Source organism: Streptomyces sp. A1277, from assembly GCF_004795015.1.
GTDB lineage: Bacteria > Actinomycetota > Actinomycetes > Streptomycetales > Streptomycetaceae > Streptomyces.
The window spans coordinates 173,826-191,030 of record NZ_SSBI01000006.1; the positions used below are offsets into that span (position 1 = coordinate 173,826).

Below are 17,205 nucleotides of genomic sequence, written 5' to 3' on the forward strand. Positions count from 1 at the left end.
GGGGCGTTCGCGCGCCGGCTCCCGGCGCCCGTGCTCAGCGTTCGGCGGCGACCATCCGCAGCACGAGGCCGGCGTAGAGCTCCCCGACCTCGTCCGGGGTCCGGCTGCCCTGGGCGTTGAACCACCGCGCCACGTCGATGCAGAGCGAGAGCACCGCGAGCGTGGTCCCCGGCACGTCCGGGACGTCGAACTCGCCGGAGGCGACGCCCTCACCGATGATCCGGCGCACCACCGCGTCGGTCCTGCGGCGCAGCGCGATGATCTCGGTGCGGTGCTCCTCGCCGAGGGCGTCGAGCTCGTACTGCACGACGCGGGCGGTGGTGTGCCGCTCGGCGTGCCAGCGGACGAAGGAGCGTACGGCGGAGGCGAGCCGCTCGGCGGCCGTGCCCCCGCCGTCGGCGGCCGACTCCAGCAGGGCCAGGGCCCGGTCGTGGCCGATCCGGCTGATCCGGTGGAGCAGCTCTTCCTTCGTCTTGTAGTGGATGTAGAGCGCGGCGGGGCTCATGCCGGCGCGGCCCGCGATGTCCCGGGTGGTGGTCGCGTGGTACCCGCGCTCGGCGAAGGCGTCGACGGCTGCGACGAGGAGCCGCCGGGCGGCCTCGGGCGTCACCTCGGCCCACGGCGGGTCCTCGGCGTCGGTCTCCTGCGCCGTGCTCATCGTCGCTCGCCCCTCTCAGTCAACAGGACGAACACCATACCCCGATCCTGAGCAAGCGCTTAGGGGAACTTGCGCGGGTGGGGTCTCAGAGCTTCTGGAACGGGTCGTGCTCGGCGAGGATCTTCTCCAGGCGGGCCTGGTCGACCCGGCTGACCAGCTGGCCCGCCTCCTGCCGGTCCCTGATGACCTTGGCCAGGGTGAAGGCGGACGTGACGAGATAGAGGACGCCGATGGCGAGGAAACCGCGCACCCAGGCATCGGCGTCGAGGCAGTAGATTCCGAGGGTCACCGCACCCATCGCGATCCCGAAGGACGCGACGGCCTGCCCGTAGTAGGCCGCGGTGTTCTGCTGTCTGACCGGTGTCGTCTCACTCATGCGCCCAGCATCCGGGAGCATGGCGCACGCCACATCCGTGCGGATACTCAGATGGTACTCAGAACGCGGAGACCCCCGTCAGGGCCCGGCCGATGATCAGCTTCTGGATCTGGCTGGTGCCCTCGTAGAGCGTCATCACCCGGGCGTCCCGCAGCAGCTTGCCGACCGGGTACTCGTCGATGTAGCCGTAGCCGCCGAAGACCTGGAGGGCGTTGTTGGCGGCGCGGACGGCGGCTTCGGAGGCGAAGAGCTTCGCCCGGGACGCGGCGGTGGCGAAGTCCTGGCCCCGGTCGACGAGGTCGGCGACCCGCCAGGTCAGCAGGCGTGCGGCCTCGACGTCCACGGAGATGTCGCTGATGAGTTCCTGGACCAGCTGGTAGCCCGCTATGGGCCTGCCGAACTGCTCGCGCTCGCCGGCGTATCCGACGGCCGCGTCCAGAGCGGCCCGGGCGATGCCGACGCAGCCGGCCGCCACCGACATCCGCCCCTTGGCCAGGGCGGACATGGCGATGGAGAAGCCCTTGCCCTCGGGGCCCATCAGGGCGGTGGCGGGTACGCGGACGTCCTCCAGCACCAGTTCGGCCGTGGCCTGGCCGCGCAGCCCGAGCTTGCCGTGGATGGTGCGGCGGGTGAGGCCGGGGGTGTCCGTGGGGACCAGGAAGGCGGAGATGCCCTTGTGGCCGGGGGTGTCGTTGGTGCGGGCGAAGAGCAGCACCACGTCGGCCCAGGTGCCATTGGTGATGAACATCTTGCTGCCGTTGACGACGTAGTCCGCGCCGGCCCGCACGGCCCTGGTCGTCAGGCCGCCCGCGTCCGAGCCGGTGCCGGGCTCGGTCAGGCCGAAGCAGCCGATGGCGTCGCCCGAGGTCAGCCGGGGCAGCCACTGCCGCTTCTGCTCCTCGTCGCCCCAGGCCGCGACGGTCTTGGCGACCAGGCCGAGGGAGACCGAGACGATGCCGCGCACCGAGGAGTCGCCCCGGCCCAGCTCCTCGGTCACCAGGCAGTACGCGAGGTGGTCGCCGCCGGAGCCGCCGTACTCCTCCGGGACGGTCAGGCCGAGGAAGCCGAGGGCGCCGAGCTTCTTCACGATCGACTTGTCGACGTTCTCGGACCGGTCCCACTCGACGGCGTACGGGGCGACGTCGCGGGCGACGAAGTCCTCGGCGAGCCGGCGGACGGCCTCCTGCTCCTCGCTGAGCTCCAGATTCATCGGCCGCACCCTCCCTCGAAATTAGCACTGCTAGTTTTAGGTTCGCAGGGCCTACTATGTGCCGCATGGCCCGCCCGCGCAAGCCCCTCCTGAGCAGAGAACGCATCGTCGAGAAGGCGAGCGCCCTCGTGGACGCCGAGGGTCTGGACGCCGTGTCGACCCGCCGCCTGGCGGCCGAACTGGGGGTCAGCGGGCCCTCCTTGTACAACCACTTCCGCAACAAGGACGAGATCCTGGACGCGGTCGCCGACTCCGTCTCCGCACAGGTCGACCTGTCGATGTTCGAGGAGTCCGATCCGCGCGACTGGCGGGCCGCCCTGCACGACTGGGCGGTCTCCTACCGTGCGGCGCTCGCCGAGCACCCGCACATCGTCCCGGTGCTCGCCCAGGGCCCCGGACGGCGGCCGGCCGGGCTGCGGGTGGCGGACGCGGTGTTCGGCGCGATGGTGCGCGCGGGGTGGCCGCCGGCCCAGGCCACGTACATCGGCGCCCTGATGCGCTACTTCGTCACCGGCTCGGCGCTCGGCTCCTTCGCCCGGGGTTTCGTGGACGACGAGACGGCGTACGACCCCGCCGACTACCCGCACCTGGGCCAGGCCCACCTGCTGGCCGAGCGGCGCCAGCAGGTGGACGAGGGGGCCTTCGAGACGGGGCTGCGGGCCCTGGTGGACGGGCTCGTGCTCCAGTACGAGCAGCTGGAGCCCGCCGCCCCTTCCGCCCCGAGTCGCTAGAAGACCACCAGCGCCCGGCCACCCCTTCCCGCGATCATGTGGTCGAAGGCGGCCGGGATGCCGTCCAGGGCGATCCGCTCGGTGACCATCATGGAGAGGTCGAAGCGGCCGGCGCGGATGTGGTCGGCCAGCACCGACAGGTCGCGGGCCGGGTCGCTGTCGCCGTAGACGCAGCCCGCCAGGGTCCGGCCCCAGTGGAAGATCTCCAGGGCGTTGAACGTCACCTGCTGGTCCTTGCCGCCGATGCCGACGACCGTGGTGCGGCCGCCCCGGCGGGTGGACTCCCAGGCGCTTCGGATGGTGGCGGCGCGGCCCACGCACTCGACGGCCACGTCCGCGCCCTGCCCGCCGGTGAGCGCCCGGACGTCGCGGGGTGTGGTGTCGGAGGCGACGACGTAGTCGGTGGCGCCCGCCCGGCGGGCCAGCTCCTCCTTCTCCCGGGAGACGTCCACCGCGACGATCTTCGACGCGCCGGCGATCCGGGCGGCCTGGAGGACGGCGAGGCCGACGCCCCCGATGCCGAAGACGACCACGGTCTCGCCCGCGCGGACCCGGGCGCTGTGGTGGACCGCGCCGTACCCGGTGAGCACCGCGCAGCCGAGCAGCGCCGCGTCGGTGAGCGGGATGCCGTCCGGGGCGGGCAGCACGCAGTTGCCGGCGACGACGGTCTCCTCGGCGAACGCGGCGACGTTCAGCCCGGGGTGCAGCTCGGTGCCGTCCGCGGTGCGGGCGTGGATGTTCGACGCGCCGGCCAGGGCCCGCGCGCAGAGCCAGACCTCCCCGATCCCGCAGTGGTGGCAGCTCCCGCAGGAGGGCGCCCAGTTGAGGACCACGCCGTCGCCGGGCGCGACATGGGTGACGCCTTCGCCGACCGAGACGACGGTGCCGGCGCCCTCGTGGCCGAGGACGGCCGGGACGGGCACCCGCATCGTGCCGTTGGACAGCGAGAGGTCGGAGTGGCAGACCCCGGCGGCGGCGAGGCGGACGCGCACCTGCCCGGGGCCGGGCTCCGGCAGGGTGATGTCGGTGATCTCCAGCGGAGCTCCGACGGCGGACAGTACGGCGGCGCGGACCACGGACTGGCTCCTTGCTGATCGGTGTTGCGGGATCGGGGCGCTCAGAACTGGAGGGACTTGGTCTGGAGGTACTCGGCCAGGCCGTGCGCGCCGAGTTCGCGGCCGACGCCGGACTGCTTGTAGCCGCCGAAGGGCGCGAGCGGGTTGAAGCGGCCGCCGTTGATGTCGACCTGGCCGGTGTCCATCCGGCGGGCGAAGGCGACGGCCTCCGCGTCGTCGGCGGCCCAGACGGCGCCGGCGAGCCCGTACACCGTGTCGTTGGCGATGCGCAGCGCGTCCGCCTCGTCCTCGTACTTCAGGATCGAGACGACGGGGCCGAAGATCTCCTCGCGGGCGATGGTCATCTCCGGGGTGACGTCGGCGAACACCGTGGGGCTGACGTAGTACCCGGTGGGCAGCGGGGCCTCGGGGCCACCGGCGACGAGGCGGGCGCCCTCCTCGATGCCCTTCTCGATGTAACCGCGCACCCGGGCCTGCTGCTTGGCGTTGACGAGCGGGCCGACCCGCTCCCCGGGCACGTACCTGGCGACGGCCTGCGAGGCGAGCGCCACGGCCTCCTCGTACCGGTCGGCGTCCACCAGCATCCGGGTCCAGGCGCTGCACGTCTGGCCGGAGTTGGACATCACGTTGGCGACGCCGGTGTTGACGGCCTTGGCGAGGTCGGCGCCGGGCAGGATGACGTTGGCGGACTTGCCGCCCAGCTCCAGCGCGACGCGCTTGACCGCGCCGCCGGCGGTGGCGCCGATCTGCCGGCCGACCGCGGTGGAGCCGGTGAACGAGACCAGGTCGACGTCCGCGTGCTCGGCGAGGGCCTGTCCGGCGACCGGGCCGAGGCCGGTGACCAGGTTGAAGACGCCCGCGGGCAGCCCGGCCTCCTCGGCGGCCTCGGCGAAGAGCTGCGCGGTGAGCGGGGTGTCCTCGGCGGGCTTGAGGACGACCGTGCAGCCGGCGGCCAGCGCGGGGGCGACCTTCGCGACGATCTGGTGCAGCGGGTAGTTCCACGGGGTGATCGCGCCGACGACGCCGACGGGCTCCAGGAAGACCGTGGAGTTGCCGTGCCGCTCCTCGAAGGCGTACGTGGCGGCGAGCTCGGCGTACGAGCCGGCGACCAGGACCGGCAGGCCCGCGTGCACCGTCTGCGACAGCTTGAGCGGCGCGCCCAGTTCGGCGGTGACCGTCTCGGCGATCTCCTCCGCGCGGGCGGCCAGCACATCGCGCAGCGCCCCGATGCGGGCGGCGCGCTCGGCGGGCGGGGTGGCGGCCCAGCCGGGGAAGGCGGCGCGCGCGGCCCGTACCGCGGCGTCGACGTCCTCGGCGGTGCCGGCCGGGACGTGGGCGATGACCTGCTCGTCCGCCGGATTCACGACCGCGATCGTGTCCGTTCCCGCGGCGGGCCGCCATGCGCCGCCGATGTACATACCGTCGTGGGCCTTCATCGCTGTTCCTTCCGGGCACGGTGACGGACGGGATCGTCCGATCCCCAAACTAGCGCTGTTAGTTTTCAGGCGCCAGAGACCTCCGTCACGTGCCGGGCCCGCCCGCCGCCGCATGGGCCGGCGGCGGGGTCCCGGGCGCGCGCTACACGTCCAGGCCGGGCACGTCCTTCGGCAGCGGGCAGATCCGGCGGCCCCGGTGGTCGAAGACGTACAGGTGCGCGAGGTCGACCAGGAGGGGCACCTGTCCCCCGGTGCGCAGCCGCATGTCGGGGCCGGTGCGCACGACGAGGTCGCTGGAGGTGACGGCGGGGCGGTCCGGGCTGTGCGCGCCCGGCGGCAGCATGTCGGTGTCCGGGGCGTCCAGGACGGCGACGGAGCCCCCTCCCACATAGCCGGCGGCGCGCTCCTTGATCCGCTCCAGCACTCCGGCGCCGCCCTGGCCGCCGCGGCGCCTGCGCACGGTCGCCCGGTCGGTGCGGGCGGACTCCAGCTCCGGCACGACGGCGGGCTGCGAGCCGGTGTTGAGGTGGACCAGCGCCTCGTGGCCCTGGTACTCGACGTGCTCGACGATGCCGCTGAGCGCGACCTCTCCGGGGCGGGCCTGGCTGGGCGGGGCGATCCGGACCGCCTCCGAGCGCAGCCCGACGATGATCCGGCGGCCCTGCTGGATGCGGAGCAGCTGGTGGTCGGGGCTGAGCGGCTCGGGCAGCGGGAGGCGCTGGCGGCCGAGGTCGATCGACATCCGGCCTTCCAGGGGCGCGTGCACGACGGCCTGGAGCAGGTTGATCCGCGGGGTCCCGATGAACGCGGCGACGAACACATTCTCCGGCAGGGCGTACACCTCGCGCGGCGGGCTGACCTGCTGGAGCACCCCGCCGCGCATCACGGCGACCCGGTGGCCGAGCGACATGGCCTCGGCCTGGTCGTGGGTCACGTAGACGGTGGTGACGCCGAGTTCCTTGGTGAGCTGGGAGATCTCGGCGCGCAGGTGGTTGCGGAGCTTGGCGTCGAGGTTGGAGAGCGGCTCGTCCATGAGGAACGCGGACGGCTGGCGCGAAATCGCCCGTCCCATCGCCACCCGCTGGCGCTCACCACCGGAGAGCTGGCCGGGCAGCCGGTCCAGGATCCGCTCGATGCCGAGCATCCTGGCGGTGTTCTCGATGCGCTCGTTGTGGTCCTGGCGCGGATTCTCCAGCTTCAGCGGGAAGCCGATGTTGGCCCGGTTGGTCATGGTCGGGTAGAGCGCGAAGTTCTGGAAGACCATGGCCATCTCGCGTTCGCGAGGGGTGAGGTGGTTGGCCGGTTCGCCGTCGAGCAGGACCTCGCCCTCGGTGATGTCCTCCAGGCCCGCGATCATGCGGAGCACGGTCGACTTGCCGCAGCCCGAGGGGCCCAGCAGGACGACGAACTCACCCGGGTCGATGGAGAGCGAGAGACGGTCGACGGCGCGCGAGGACCGTCCGTAGGTCTTGCTGACGTTGTTCAGAGTGATGGCGCGAGTCATGTGTTCCGCCCGTGAAGGATGGTGGTGGAGCGGTGGGGAGCGGCAGCAGTGGCCTGAAATTAACCCACTACGCCGCGTGAGGGAATGACTCGCGCAAAGGTTGGGCGGTCCCTCCGGAGGTTCACAGCTCCGGCGTGCTCAATCGAGCGTCCGCGCGAGGTAGGCGTGGATCAGCACCCGGGTCTCGGCGACGATCGCGGTGTCACCGGACGGGTCGGTGCGGAAGGCGAGTTTGAGCAGGGCGTCGGCGGCCTCGACGCAGACCAGGATGGACCGCAGCAGGTCCTCGTCGGCCGCCCGGCCGAGCTGCCCGGCGAGGAGTTCGGTGAGCCGGCCCGCGACCCGCTGGTTGGCGTCGTCGGCCGGGTCCTCGTCGGGCGCGGGGGCCCCGAAGTCGACCAGGGCGAAGCCGGGGACGGAGCGCTTCATGGCCAGGTACTCGTCCAGCACGGCGTCGATCGCGCCCCGCCAGTCGGTGGCCTCGACGGCGGTCAGGCGGTCGGTGATGCGTTCGGCGTAGCTGTCCAGGTTGCGCCGGGCGAGCGCGTCGGCCAGCGCCCGCTTGTTGGAGAAGAAGCGGTAGACGGATCCGATGGGCACCCCGGCGCGTGCGGCCACCGCCCGGGTGGAGAGCTGCTCGTAGCCGGTCTCGTCCAGGAGTTCGGCGCAGGCGTCGAGTATCCGGGCGAGGCGTTCTGCGCTGCGCTGCTGCACCGGGGTGCGGCGGAGGTTCGTGTTCGCGTGGGGCACGCCTTCCATGATGCCGTGGGCCTCCTGCGCGGCGGGCGGGGGTGGGTGGCACTCAGGCGATGAGCAGGGCGAGACCTCCGACGGTGTACGCGATCATCAGGACCAGCAGCGGGAGTTGGCCGACGACGGCGCGCCCGGACGGCAGGAGCCGTACGGACCTGTCGTGCGCGGCGATGACCCCGAGGACGTGTCCGGTGACGATGGCGACGACCTGGAGGGTGGCGACGCCGCCGGGCCCGAGGGGCGGTTCGGGCGGGGCGGGGCGGTCGGCGCCGAGCGCCAGCTCGACGGTGTGCGGGCCCTCGGTGGCGAAGAGCGTGAAGTAGTGGGCGACGAGGTAGCCGAGGGCGATCGGCACCAGCGAGTGCGCGAACGCGGTGAGCGGGTGGGGCAGCCGCCCGCAGACGAGCCGGGTGGCACCCGCACAGAGCCCGTAGAGGGTGGCGACGAGGGCGACGGCGCCGAGGAGCCCGAGGGTGGCGGTGGTGGTGCGGCCGAGCGCGGACGTCTGGACGGTGGTGATCCAGCGGGGCGCGTCGGAGAAGCCGTCGTACGCGGTGGAGCCGAGCATCACGCAGACGGTGGCGACGAGCCCGGGGAGCTGGGGCGTGGCGTCGAGCCCGTTGAACGGGGAGCGCAGGACCAGGCGTCGCGGGCCGGACGGGACTTCACGGGCACGGCCGAGCGGGGAGAGCCGGGCGAGGAGGCCCGAGTACGCCTCGAAGGCGTCGGCGTGGTCGAACCAGTGGGCCCCGTACAGGGCGGCGCCCGTGAGGTGGACGGCGGCGTAGAGGCCGAGGAACAGCAGCAGGGCGGTGGGCGACGCCGGGTCGGGGGCGACGAGTTCGAGCCAGGTGAAGGCGAGGAGGCCGGCCGCCGCGGGCCACATGCCGAGGCGTGCGGGCAGCGGGCGGCCGGTGTCCGGGTCGCGCCCGAGGGCCCGGCAGCCGAGGAGGTGCAGGGTGCGCAGCGGGTTGAGCAGCCGCCAGACGGGCCCGAGGAGCAGCGAGGCGGGGACGAGCCCGACCCACAGGAGCACGTAGACGGCTCCGGGCGCCGGGTTGCGGTCCGCGTCGGCGGGCCCGATGAGCAGGTTGAGCACGACGAGGAGCGCGGCGGCCAGGCCGAGCGCGCGGGCGGTGACACGCGTGGCGCGGGCGTCGGCCGCGCGCTGGAGCGCGGCCGGCAGCGGGCGGCCCGCGCTCTCGCCCCGGAACCGGGAGTCCGACCAGAGCAGGCCGAGCGCCAGGAACGAGACGAAGAGCGCGGCGAAGGCCCCCGCGAAGGCGTAGAACGGCGAGAGGGGCAGATCGTGCTGGGCCCCGATGCCGTGGGCGAGGACGCTCACGGCACCGGGGGCGGGGGCGCCCGTCATCGGACGACGAGCTGGGTCAGGAGCAGGTCCGACTCATGGGTCTCCACCTCGAAGAGGCCGGTGCGGTCGGCGGTGAAGGTGACCGTGACGGTACGCCCGGCGGGCAGCGTCGCCTTCTTGTCGTAGCCGTGGACGTGCAGGGTGTCGTCGCGGTCGCTGCGGATCCGCAGGCGCACCGTGCGGCCCTTCTTGACCTCGGTGCGGCCCGGCGCCGGGCTCACCTTGCCGTCCTTGACGGCGATGTCCACGGTGGTGGTGTTCTCGTCGGGCGTGGCGCCGGCGCTCGGGGAGGCGTCGCCGAGGGTGGCGGCGGCCCGGACCGGGGTGGAGCCGACGGCCCAGGCGGTGTGGTCGTCGGCGTACAGGCCGGCGGTGAGCCGGGTGCCGCCCCCGGCCGCCCGCAGCAGCGACTGGGGGAGGTGGAACCAGGCGCCGTAGACGCGGGCGAGCGGGTGCCCGTCGAGGAAGAGCCGGGCGTGGCCGTGCCCGGCGAGTGCGGCGCCGCCCACGCTGTCCGGGGTGAAGCGGAAGTTGCGGACCGTCAGGTGGACGTTCCAGCCGTCCTCCGAGTCGGCCCGTACGGCGATGCTCACCGCGGGTGCGCCGTCGGCGCCGACCTGGCGCAGCCGGTGGCCGTCGCCGTCGTCGGCGCTCAGGAGCCGGCCGTTGCTGCCGGTGTCCTCGGCGTGGCTGGTGCCGGGCTTGTGGTGGGTGGTGGCCCGGCCCCCGCAGGCGCCCGCGCCGAGGGCGAGGACGGCTGCGGTGAGCAGAGCGAGGGCGGCACGGGCGGGGCGTGAGCGGTTCATGAGGGGTCCCCTTCGGGGGCGTCGGTCTTCACGGTGGCGGCCGCGGGTTCCGGGGAGGGCTCCGGCGCGGTGACTGCGTTCGTGCCGCCGCCCCCGCCCCCGTCCGCTCCGGTCTCCGTCTCCGCGCCCCGCTCCCCGTGCCGGGCGGCGGCCACCACGGCCCAGACCACCCAGACCAGGCCGAGCAGCCCGCGTACCCAGGCCGGGCTCAGCGGAATCCACGGGATCATGAACACGCCCTTGTCCAGCGCGTCCAGCAGCGTCAGCGCGCCGAGCACCACGGTCACCCACGCCAGCACCGGCCGCGTCGCCCTCAGCGCCAGGCCGATGCCGGTCCACCAGAGGCCGGTCAGCAGCAGGGCGACGGCCGGGACGTAGGTCGAGGCGAGGCCCATGGTCGAGCCGGCCACGTCGAGGCCGAGGCCGATGACACCGAGGACCGAGGCGGCCGTGGCGAGCCGGCTGGAGCGCAGCCGGCGCCACCAAAGGACCCCGCCGACGAGGACCAGGACCACGGCGATGCCCAGGGCGGCCTGCACCTCGATGCGCTCGATGCCGCGTGCCCCGTACCAGTCGCAGCCGGCCGGGAGCCGGCGTGCCCGGACGTCGTAGTCGGCACAGACCAGCAGCTGGGCGAGTTTGACGGGTTCGCCGGCGATCCGGTCGGTGCTGCCTGACACGGCGCCCCGCTTGTCGCCGCAGGCGGGCAGGGAGCGCGGGGTGGAGGCGCCGGTGTCCGACTGCCAGCAGTTGCCGTCGCCCTGGCCGTCCCACCAGACGTCGGTGCGGTTGGGGTGGGAGACGCCGTTCCTGTCCGTGCCGAGGTGGTTGTTCGCGTACCGGTTGTGGTGCGAGGTGTCGGTCTGCTTGCCGAGGGCGTTCTCGCCGCGGATGAAGGCGGGGACGGCGCTCAGGAAGAAGGCTGCGCGCTGCTGCCCGTAGATCCAGTTGTCCTCGTAGACGTTCCAATTGCCGCCCGCGGTGATGATGCCGGTGCCCGGCGGCATGGAGATCTGCGGGCAGACGACACCGTCCTCGTAGCCGCGCTCGGCGGGCGGTTTGGCGCAGGTGCCGTCGGCGACGTAGCGGTAGTAGTCGGCGTTGTTGTCGTGGATGAGGTTGCGCTCGAAGCGGGCGTGGTTCTGCGGTAGTCCGGGGTGGCCGGGGAAGGCGCTGTCCATCGAGGCGCCGCCCATGTTGTGGTCGAACTCGTTGTCGTGGACGTAGACGGAGTCGCCCGCGGTGCCGGAGTAGCCGACCATGCTGTGGTGGCTGTGGCAGCCGGTGATCTCGATCGAGTAGCGCGGGACGTCGTAGCCGTAGCCGTCGTTGATGTCGGAGGCGCTGCCCGGGTAGATGCCGGAGTCGCCGTTGCCGTAGGACTCGCAGTTCTTGTACAGGCCGTGGTCGCTGGCGAAGGTCAGGAAGCCGTACTCGTCGTTCCAGCGGGTCAGGACGTCGTCGATGACGAAGCCGTCCTGGGCCAGGATGTAGAGCGAGTTGAAGGTGGTGCGCTGGGCGGTGAAGTTCTTGAAGTAGACGCCGTCGGAGCCGTCCGAGCGGATCGCGTTGAGCTTGCGGTACTTGGCGTCGATGACGACGTCCGTACGGGCGGCTCCGGTGCCCTCGATCTGGAGGTCCTTCTTGCCGAGGATCGCCACCAGGTTCTGGTTGTGCGGGCACTTCAGCTGCTGGGCGTAGCTCAGGATCTGGTAGCCGAGCTTGGAGTCGGGGGCCTTGAGCCGGGTGCACTCCCCCTTCGGCGCGGGCAGCGAGGGCTCCTCCTCGTAGAGGCCGGGGAGGATCGCGATGGTCTTCCCGGGTCCGGTGACGGCGTCGACGGCCTGTTGCAGATGGCGGTAGCCGGAGGTGCGGCACCGCTCGAAGAGCTTCAGGTTCCTGGCTTTCAGGGCGTCGGGGAAGCCCGATATCCGGCGTTCGAAGTCGGCCCGGTCGGTCTTGCAGACCAGGAGGTCGGGCTCGCCGGTGCGGTACACGGGGACGCTGCCGGTGCCGTCGGGCAGGGTGACCGGCCGTTCCTCGTGCGCCTGGGCGGCCGGGGCCGCGAGAAGGGCGGCGGCGAGGGCCGCCAGAGCCACCAGAAGTCTTCGTGTCCACGACATGTGCGGGAGAGTAGAGCATTGTTCAGCTTTTTGAACCCCTCCTGCACGACGAATGCCGTTGACTCGCCCCGCTTCCATTCCTACGGTTGCCCATAGGATTTCTTCGGCACCGGGAGCGCACATGGGCGGCATCGAGCAGGCGAGGAAGACGGCGGAAGGGCTGGAGTACTCCGCCGGTTTCGGAAATCAGCACAGCTCGGAGGCGGTGCCGGGAGCGCTGCCGCACGGCCGGAACTCACCGCAGCGCGCCCCGCTGGGGCTCTACGCGGAGCAGCTGAGCGGCTCCGCGTTCACCGAGCCGCGCGCCCACAACCACCGCACCTGGCTCTACCGCATCCGCCCCTCGGCGGCGCACCCGCCCTTCACCCGGACCGGCAACGGGGCCCTGCGCACCGCCCCGTTCACCGAGACCGTCCCCGACCCGAACCGGCTGCGCTGGGACCCGCTCCCGGAGCCCGCGCCCGGCACGGACTTCCTGTCCGGCCTGTGGACCCTGGGCGGCAACGGCGACGCGGCGCAGCGCACCGGCATGGCCGTGCACCTCTACCACGCCAACGCGGCCATGACGCACCGGGTGTTCAGCGACAGCGACGGCGAGCTGCTGATCGTGCCCGAGCACGGCGGCCTGCTGCTCCGCACCGAACTGGGCCTCCTGCGCGCCGAACCGGGCCATGTCGCCCTGATCCCGCGCGGTGTCCGCTTCCGGGTCGAGCTGCTCGACGCCACCGCCCGCGGATATGTCTGCGAGAACTACGGCCGTCCCTTCACCCTCCCGGACCTGGGCCCTATCGGCGCCAACGGCCTGGCCAACGCGCGGGACTTCCTCGCCCCGGTCGCCGCGTACGAGGACGTGGAGCGCCCGGTGGAGGTGGTCAACAAGTACTGCGGCAACCTCTGGTCGGCGACGTACGACCACTCGCCGCTCGATGTCGTCGCCTGGCACGGCAACCACACCCCGTACGTCTACGACCTGCACCGCTTCAACGTGATCGGCTCCATCAGCTACGACCACCCGGACCCGTCGATCTTCACGGTGCTGACCTCGCCTTCGGACACGCCGGGGCTGGCCGGGGTCGACTTCGTGGTGTTCGCGCCGCGCTGGCTGGTCGGCGAGGACACCTTCCGCCCGCCGTACTTCCACCGCAACGTGATGAGCGAGTACATGGGTTTGATCGAGGGCGCGTACGACGCCAAGACGGCCGGGGAGGGCGGTTTCGTGCCCGGCGGGGGCTCGCTGCACAACATGATGTCGGCGCACGGCCCGGACCGGGAGACCTTCGACCGGGCGAGCGCCGCCGAGCTGAAGCCGCAGAAGATCGACGACGGTCTGGCCTTCATGTTCGAGACCCGCTGGCCGGTCACCGCGACCGGGCAGGCGGCGACGGCGGACCATCTGCAGCACGGTTACGACGACGTGTGGCAGGGTCTGAGCCGCAACTTCCAGCCGTGACGGACCCCGCCCGAGCCGGCGACGACGCATGCAGGAGAACCAGGTGCCGCAGCCCCCTCCGGACACCCCCGCGCCCCGGGGCACCGCCTTCGCGCCCGACTCGCTGGTCCTCAACCGCAAGCTGCCGCTGTGGTACCAGGTCTCGCAGTCGCTGCGCGCCTCGATACTGGGCCGCGCACCGGACGCCACGCTGCGGCTGCCCACCGAGGAACAGCTCGCCGCGCACTACGGGGTCAGCGTCCTGACCATGCGCCAGGCGCTGAAGGAGCTGGAGACCGAGGGCCTGATCAGCCGGCACCGGCGGCGCGGCACGTTCATCGAACCGCGCGCCCGCCGGGGCTCGCCGGTCCGGCTGCTCGGCTCCATCGACGCCATCGTGGCCCAGCAGTCGGGCGAGCGCAGCACCCTGCTCGACCACGGACCGGTCCCCGTGCCGGGCGAGGTCGCGGAGCACTTCCCGGACTGCGCCGAGGTCGTCGGCTACCGCCGGCTGCGGTGCGACGAGGCGAGCGGCGAGCCGACCAACTGGGCGCAGAACTGGGTGCATCCGCAGGTCGCGGCGGGCCTGGACGTAGCCGACCTGGATCGCTGGCCGATGACCAAGGTGCTGCGCGACCGCGTCGGTGTCCCGATCTCCCGGATCACCGACACGGTCGAGGCCCGACTCGCCGACCCGGCCACCGCCGACCTGCTCCGGGTCCCGCTGCTGAGCCCGATCCTGTACTACACGGGCATCGCGTACGACGAGAGCGGCCGGGTGGTGGACGTGGCGCAGATCCGCTACCGGGGCGACCGCTTCTCCTTCTCGGTCACGGTGGAGGCTCGCTAAGGGGCGTCTTGCCGTTCACGGCCGTGTCCAGGAAGTCCCGTCTGGCCCGCGACGCCTGGCACGCACTCCCGCCGCAGGCCGCGCCCTTCGGGCGTACGACGGGGCTTTCCGGACACGGCCCAGGGCCCGCCGTTACGATGCCGGGGGAAGGCGGCGGACGGGGCCCGGCGGGCGACGGGGAGGACGACACGGTGGCAGCACCGGCAGCGGCCGGCTCCGGCGAGGGCCCGCGCGTCCCGCTCCTGGACGAGCTCATGCCCTGGTCGGTACGGCCGCTGCGGACCGGGCGCCCCTGGGTGACCGCCCCGGACGCGGCGTCGCTGCGGGCGCGCTGGGACCGCCTGGTGCGGGCCTCGGGCGAGGAGCGCGACCGGCTGTTCGCCCCCACCCGCTCCCGTACGCAGCACACCGCGGTGGCCGCCCTGCCCGGCCGCTCCGGCGCCACCGGCCGCTTCGCCCGCGAGTCGGGCCCCTGCCCGGAGCCGGTGCGCGTCCTGCACGGGCCGTACGACGAGCAGTGGCTGCTCCCCGACCACCGCCTGATCGACGTGGCCCGGCCGGAACTGTGGCGGGTCGCCGACGGGCATCAGCTCTTCGTGGTCGAGCACGGCCGGGTGCCCCGGGACCCGGGCCCGGCCCTCTCGGTGACGGCTCTGCTCCCCGACGGCCACTGTCCGGCGGGCCGCCCCGGCCGCGTCCGCCCGCTGTACCGCCGCCCCGGCGGCCTCGAACCCAACCTGGCCCCCGGCCTGCTCCCCCTGCTGCGCGCCCGCCACGGCGACACGGTCACCGCCGAGTCGGCGCTCGCCTGGATTCTGGCGGCGGCCCGGCCCTCCCCCGCCGGCTGCGAGGTCCCGCTGCCCGCCGATACCGCGCACTGGACGTCGGGGGTCGAGCTGGGCCGGGAGCTGCTGCGGCTCCAGCTGCGCGGGGCACGCGGCGCGGAGCGTCCCCGGCTGCCGGGCGGGCAGCGCCCGTACGTCCGGGCCGCCGTGCCGCCGGACCCGGTGCCCCTGTCGTACGGCGCCGAGGAGCGGGTGCTGAGCCTCGGTACGGGGCGCATCTCACCGGTGCCCGCCGGTGCGTGGGAGTTGCGGGTGGGCGGCGTACGCATGCTGGAGCTGTGGTTCGAGCGCCGGACGGCGGTGCCCGGGGCGGCGGGCCTGGAGGCGGTGCGTCCCCGTGCCTGGCCGCAGGAGTGGACCTCGGAGCTGCTGGAGCTGATCAGCCTGCTTGCCCTGCTCGCCGAGCTGCGGCCCCGGCAGGAGGAACTGGCCGGTGCGCTGGCGTCCGGCCCGGAGATCGGCGCGGAGGAGCTGCGTGCGGCGGGCGTGCTGCCGGTGCCGGACGCGGCCCGGCGCCCCGCGTCCGTACTGGACCACCGGGAGGAGGGCCCGGACGGGCAGTTCGCGCTGCTGTGACGCGGGGTGTCACCGAGGGGGTGGGACCTGGTCCGCAAGCGCGACCGGCCGGTTCAGGGTGCCCAGCAGGCAGATGAAGCTGGACTCCAGGAACGCGCCGAGTTCGGCGGCGGCGTCCGGCCCGTCCGGCGGCCAGCTGGTGACCGCCTCCTCGGCGAAGGCCATCCAGGCGCGGGTGGCGACGGGCAGCAGGGGCGAGTGCGGCATCCCGAGCCGCCGCTGGCCCTCCTCCACCCGGCGGGCGAGCGTGGAGCGGGTCGCCTCCACGATGTCCTCGACGGCGGGGTGGCTGCCGGCGGCACCCCGGACGAGGGCGAGGTAGACCCTGCGGTGTTCGGTGACGTACGCCGCGAACCCGGCGATGAACGCCCGCAGCCAGGCGACGGGCTCCAGCGAGGCGTCCGGCTCGGTGGCGGCGGCGAAGTCGTCGCACTCCCGCTGCACCACGGAGCGGTAGAAATCGCGTTTGGAATCGAAATAGTGGAAGAGCAGGCCGCGCGATATGCCGGCGCGGCGAGCCACGTCATCGGTGGAAAGCTCGTCCAGGGAACGATCGGCAAGCATGTCCACGCCAATCGCCACCAATTGCGCCCTCCGCTCGTCGGGGCTCAAACGCGCGGCTCGCTTCTCGGGCATGCCGACAGTGTAGAAGTGTTTCGGCACCGAATTACCTCGGTACCCATTTCTCTCCTTCGCCTACGGTGCGTGACCGGTTGCGGACACGGCGACGCGCCACTGCCGACTCCGGGGATGACGGAAGAGCGGGCAGCAGCGCGATGCGAGAACCAGGGCCGCCTCGGGTCAGCGGCGGCTGCCGAAGAGCGAGCGCCGCAGTCGGCGCAGGGGCGCGAAGAGCGAGACCCGCGCACTTCTGCTGCGCCGGCTGTGCGCGGCGTCGCGCGAGGTGATCTCGCGCATCAGCAGCGTCGCTTCCGCGGACTCGCGCTGCGGGACGACGGGGCCGCCCAGCACCGCGAGATGACGGTCGAGGCGCGAACTCGTCGCACTGCTCCCGCATGTAATGGCAGGCACGCGCGCCCTGCTGCGCACCGTTATCTGTTCCATGTCACTCCCCACCCGTACGAGGGCACTCGGCCCGGGCAGGTTAACCCTATCGCCCCGCGCCGACACTCGTGTATCCGGGCACAGGATTGCGCACACATGTACGGAGATTGACGATCCGTCGGCGAATCCGCCCGATTCCGGGGCGAGTTGGTCAACCTGCGGGAGGCGCGCCCCTTCCGGGGCGCGCCGATGGATGCTCCTATGGTTGTCAAGCCGCAGCAGCGAGGGCGGTTTGAGTGATTCGTTCCGTGGGCTTGGTGGTCAGCGTGCGGTAGACCTCGCGGGCGACGAATCGCTTGAGACAGCGCATGATGTCCTTCTTCGAGAGCCCTTCCTTCGTGCGGCGTTCAACGTAGGCGCGGGTGCGTTCGTCGAAGCGCATGCGGGTCAGCACG

The 17,205-nt window shown here is 72.8% G+C and carries 16 protein-coding genes and 1 pseudogene; 4 read left to right on the forward strand and 13 right to left on the reverse strand.

What is annotated here, in order from left to right:
• Positions 1 to 34: 34 nt before the first annotated feature.
• The 3 genes from E6R18_RS06595 to E6R18_RS06605 form a co-directional block, all read right to left on the reverse strand.
• Positions 35 to 658 (reverse strand): TetR/AcrR family transcriptional regulator, encoded by a 624-nt coding sequence (locus E6R18_RS06595; RefSeq protein WP_136204106.1) that lies wholly within the window; start codon positions 656 to 658, stop codon positions 35 to 37.
• Positions 659 to 743: 85 nt separating this feature from the next.
• Positions 744 to 1,034, reverse strand: coding sequence for a YiaA/YiaB family inner membrane protein (locus E6R18_RS06600; protein ID WP_136315891.1), 291 nt, complete (start codon positions 1,032 to 1,034; stop codon positions 744 to 746).
• 58 nt (positions 1,035 to 1,092) lie between these two features.
• Positions 1,093 to 2,244 carry an acyl-CoA dehydrogenase family protein gene (locus E6R18_RS06605; protein WP_136315892.1) on the reverse strand — a complete coding sequence of 384 codons (1,152 nt, stop codon included), beginning with the start codon at positions 2,242 to 2,244 and terminating at the stop codon, positions 1,093 to 1,095.
• Positions 2,245 to 2,309: 65 nt separating this feature from the next.
• Between E6R18_RS06605 and E6R18_RS06610 the strand changes: the two genes are divergently transcribed.
• On the forward strand, positions 2,310 to 2,975 hold the full coding sequence (locus E6R18_RS06610; RefSeq protein ID WP_136315893.1) for a TetR/AcrR family transcriptional regulator C-terminal domain-containing protein: 666 nt from the start codon (positions 2,310 to 2,312) through the stop codon (positions 2,973 to 2,975).
• Here E6R18_RS06610 and E6R18_RS06615 read toward each other — a convergent pair.
• From E6R18_RS06615 to E6R18_RS06645, 7 genes are all read right to left on the reverse strand, one after another.
• Entirely contained in the window at positions 2,972 to 4,051 is a 1,080-nt protein-coding gene (locus E6R18_RS06615; protein ID WP_136315894.1) for a Zn-dependent alcohol dehydrogenase, read from the reverse strand. The two genes, E6R18_RS06610 and E6R18_RS06615, sit on opposite strands and share 4 nt — an antisense overlap.
• 41 nt (positions 4,052 to 4,092) lie before the next feature.
• Positions 4,093 to 5,487, reverse strand: coding sequence for an aldehyde dehydrogenase family protein (locus E6R18_RS06620; protein WP_136315895.1), 1,395 nt, complete (start codon positions 5,485 to 5,487; stop codon positions 4,093 to 4,095).
• A 142-nt stretch (positions 5,488 to 5,629) separates the two neighbouring features.
• Positions 5,630 to 6,991: an ABC transporter ATP-binding protein gene (locus E6R18_RS06625; protein WP_136315896.1), complete on the reverse strand. Its 1,362-nt coding sequence runs from the start codon at positions 6,989 to 6,991 to the stop codon at positions 5,630 to 5,632.
• Positions 6,992 to 7,129: 138 nt separating this feature from the next.
• Complete coding sequence (locus E6R18_RS06630) at positions 7,130 to 7,750, reverse strand: TetR/AcrR family transcriptional regulator (protein WP_136315897.1); 621 nt, start codon at positions 7,748 to 7,750, stop codon at positions 7,130 to 7,132.
• A 43-nt stretch (positions 7,751 to 7,793) separates the two neighbouring features.
• Positions 7,794 to 9,116 (reverse strand): hypothetical protein, encoded by a 1,323-nt coding sequence (locus E6R18_RS06635; protein WP_136315898.1) that lies wholly within the window; start codon positions 9,114 to 9,116, stop codon positions 7,794 to 7,796.
• Positions 9,113 to 9,922 carry a hypothetical protein gene (locus tag E6R18_RS06640; RefSeq protein ID WP_136315899.1) on the reverse strand — a complete coding sequence of 270 codons (810 nt, stop codon included), beginning with the start codon at positions 9,920 to 9,922 and terminating at the stop codon, positions 9,113 to 9,115. The genes E6R18_RS06635 and E6R18_RS06640 overlap by 4 nt, the downstream gene beginning before the upstream one ends.
• Entirely contained in the window at positions 9,919 to 12,045 is a 2,127-nt protein-coding gene (locus tag E6R18_RS06645) for a right-handed parallel beta-helix repeat-containing protein (protein WP_240799609.1), read from the reverse strand. The genes E6R18_RS06640 and E6R18_RS06645 overlap by 4 nt, the downstream gene beginning before the upstream one ends.
• Positions 12,046 to 12,166: 121 nt before the next feature.
• On the opposite strand from E6R18_RS06645, the gene hmgA reads away from it, so the two are divergent.
• From hmgA to E6R18_RS06660, 3 genes are all read left to right on the forward strand, one after another.
• Positions 12,167 to 13,495, forward strand: a complete 1,329-nt coding sequence (hmgA, locus tag E6R18_RS06650; RefSeq protein ID WP_136315900.1) for a homogentisate 1,2-dioxygenase — start codon at positions 12,167 to 12,169, stop codon at positions 13,493 to 13,495.
• 28 nt (positions 13,496 to 13,523) lie between these two features.
• The gene (locus tag E6R18_RS06655; protein ID WP_136315901.1) at positions 13,524 to 14,324 is read left to right on the forward strand and encodes a GntR family transcriptional regulator; all 801 of its coding nucleotides are present in this window, start codon (positions 13,524 to 13,526) and stop codon (positions 14,322 to 14,324) included.
• Positions 14,325 to 14,515: 191 nt separating this feature from the next.
• Positions 14,516 to 15,745, forward strand: a complete 1,230-nt coding sequence (locus E6R18_RS06660; RefSeq protein WP_136315902.1) for a type ISP restriction/modification enzyme — start codon at positions 14,516 to 14,518, stop codon at positions 15,743 to 15,745.
• A gap of 9 nt (positions 15,746 to 15,754) precedes the next feature.
• Here E6R18_RS06660 and E6R18_RS06665 read toward each other — a convergent pair whose 3' ends face one another.
• From E6R18_RS06665 to E6R18_RS06675, 3 genes and pseudogenes are all read right to left on the reverse strand, one after another.
• Positions 15,755 to 16,381 carry a TetR/AcrR family transcriptional regulator gene (locus E6R18_RS06665; RefSeq protein WP_240799610.1) on the reverse strand — a complete coding sequence of 209 codons (627 nt, stop codon included), beginning with the start codon at positions 16,379 to 16,381 and terminating at the stop codon, positions 15,755 to 15,757.
• Between the two features lie 165 nt (positions 16,382 to 16,546).
• The gene (locus E6R18_RS06670) at positions 16,547 to 16,810 is read right to left on the reverse strand and encodes a hypothetical protein (protein WP_136315903.1); all 264 of its coding nucleotides are present in this window, start codon (positions 16,808 to 16,810) and stop codon (positions 16,547 to 16,549) included.
• Positions 16,811 to 17,018: 208 nt separating this feature from the next.
• Positions 17,019 to 17,205, reverse strand: a pseudogene (locus E6R18_RS06675) (IS110 family transposase); the annotation flags it as partial.

Coding starts and splice junctions, on each gene's coding strand:
- hmgA (WP_136315900.1), top strand. CDS start 12,167: ATGGGCGGCATCGAGCAGGCGAGGAAGACGGCGGAAGGGCTGGAGTAC.
- E6R18_RS06605 (WP_136315892.1), bottom strand. CDS start 2,244: ATGAATCTGGAGCTCAGCGAGGAGCAGGAGGCCGTCCGCCGGCTCGCC.
- E6R18_RS06635 (WP_136315898.1), bottom strand. CDS start 9,116: ATGACGGGCGCCCCCGCCCCCGGTGCCGTGAGCGTCCTCGCCCACGGC.
- E6R18_RS06645 (WP_240799609.1), bottom strand. CDS start 12,045: ATGTCGTGGACACGAAGACTTCTGGTGGCTCTGGCGGCCCTCGCCGCC.
- E6R18_RS06595 (WP_136204106.1), bottom strand. CDS start 658: ATGAGCACGGCGCAGGAGACCGACGCCGAGGACCCGCCGTGGGCCGAG.
- E6R18_RS06640 (WP_136315899.1), bottom strand. CDS start 9,922: ATGAACCGCTCACGCCCCGCCCGTGCCGCCCTCGCTCTGCTCACCGCA.
- E6R18_RS06625 (WP_136315896.1), bottom strand. CDS start 6,991: ATGACTCGCGCCATCACTCTGAACAACGTCAGCAAGACCTACGGACGG.
- E6R18_RS06610 (WP_136315893.1), top strand. CDS start 2,310: ATGGCCCGCCCGCGCAAGCCCCTCCTGAGCAGAGAACGCATCGTCGAG.
- E6R18_RS06670 (WP_136315903.1), bottom strand. CDS start 16,810: ATGGAACAGATAACGGTGCGCAGCAGGGCGCGCGTGCCTGCCATTACA.
- E6R18_RS06630 (WP_136315897.1), bottom strand. CDS start 7,750: ATGGAAGGCGTGCCCCACGCGAACACGAACCTCCGCCGCACCCCGGTG.
- E6R18_RS06620 (WP_136315895.1), bottom strand. CDS start 5,487: ATGAAGGCCCACGACGGTATGTACATCGGCGGCGCATGGCGGCCCGCC.
- E6R18_RS06665 (WP_240799610.1), bottom strand. CDS start 16,381: ATGCCCGAGAAGCGAGCCGCGCGTTTGAGCCCCGACGAGCGGAGGGCG.
- E6R18_RS06655 (WP_136315901.1), top strand. CDS start 13,524: ATGCAGGAGAACCAGGTGCCGCAGCCCCCTCCGGACACCCCCGCGCCC.
- E6R18_RS06600 (WP_136315891.1), bottom strand. CDS start 1,034: ATGAGTGAGACGACACCGGTCAGACAGCAGAACACCGCGGCCTACTAC.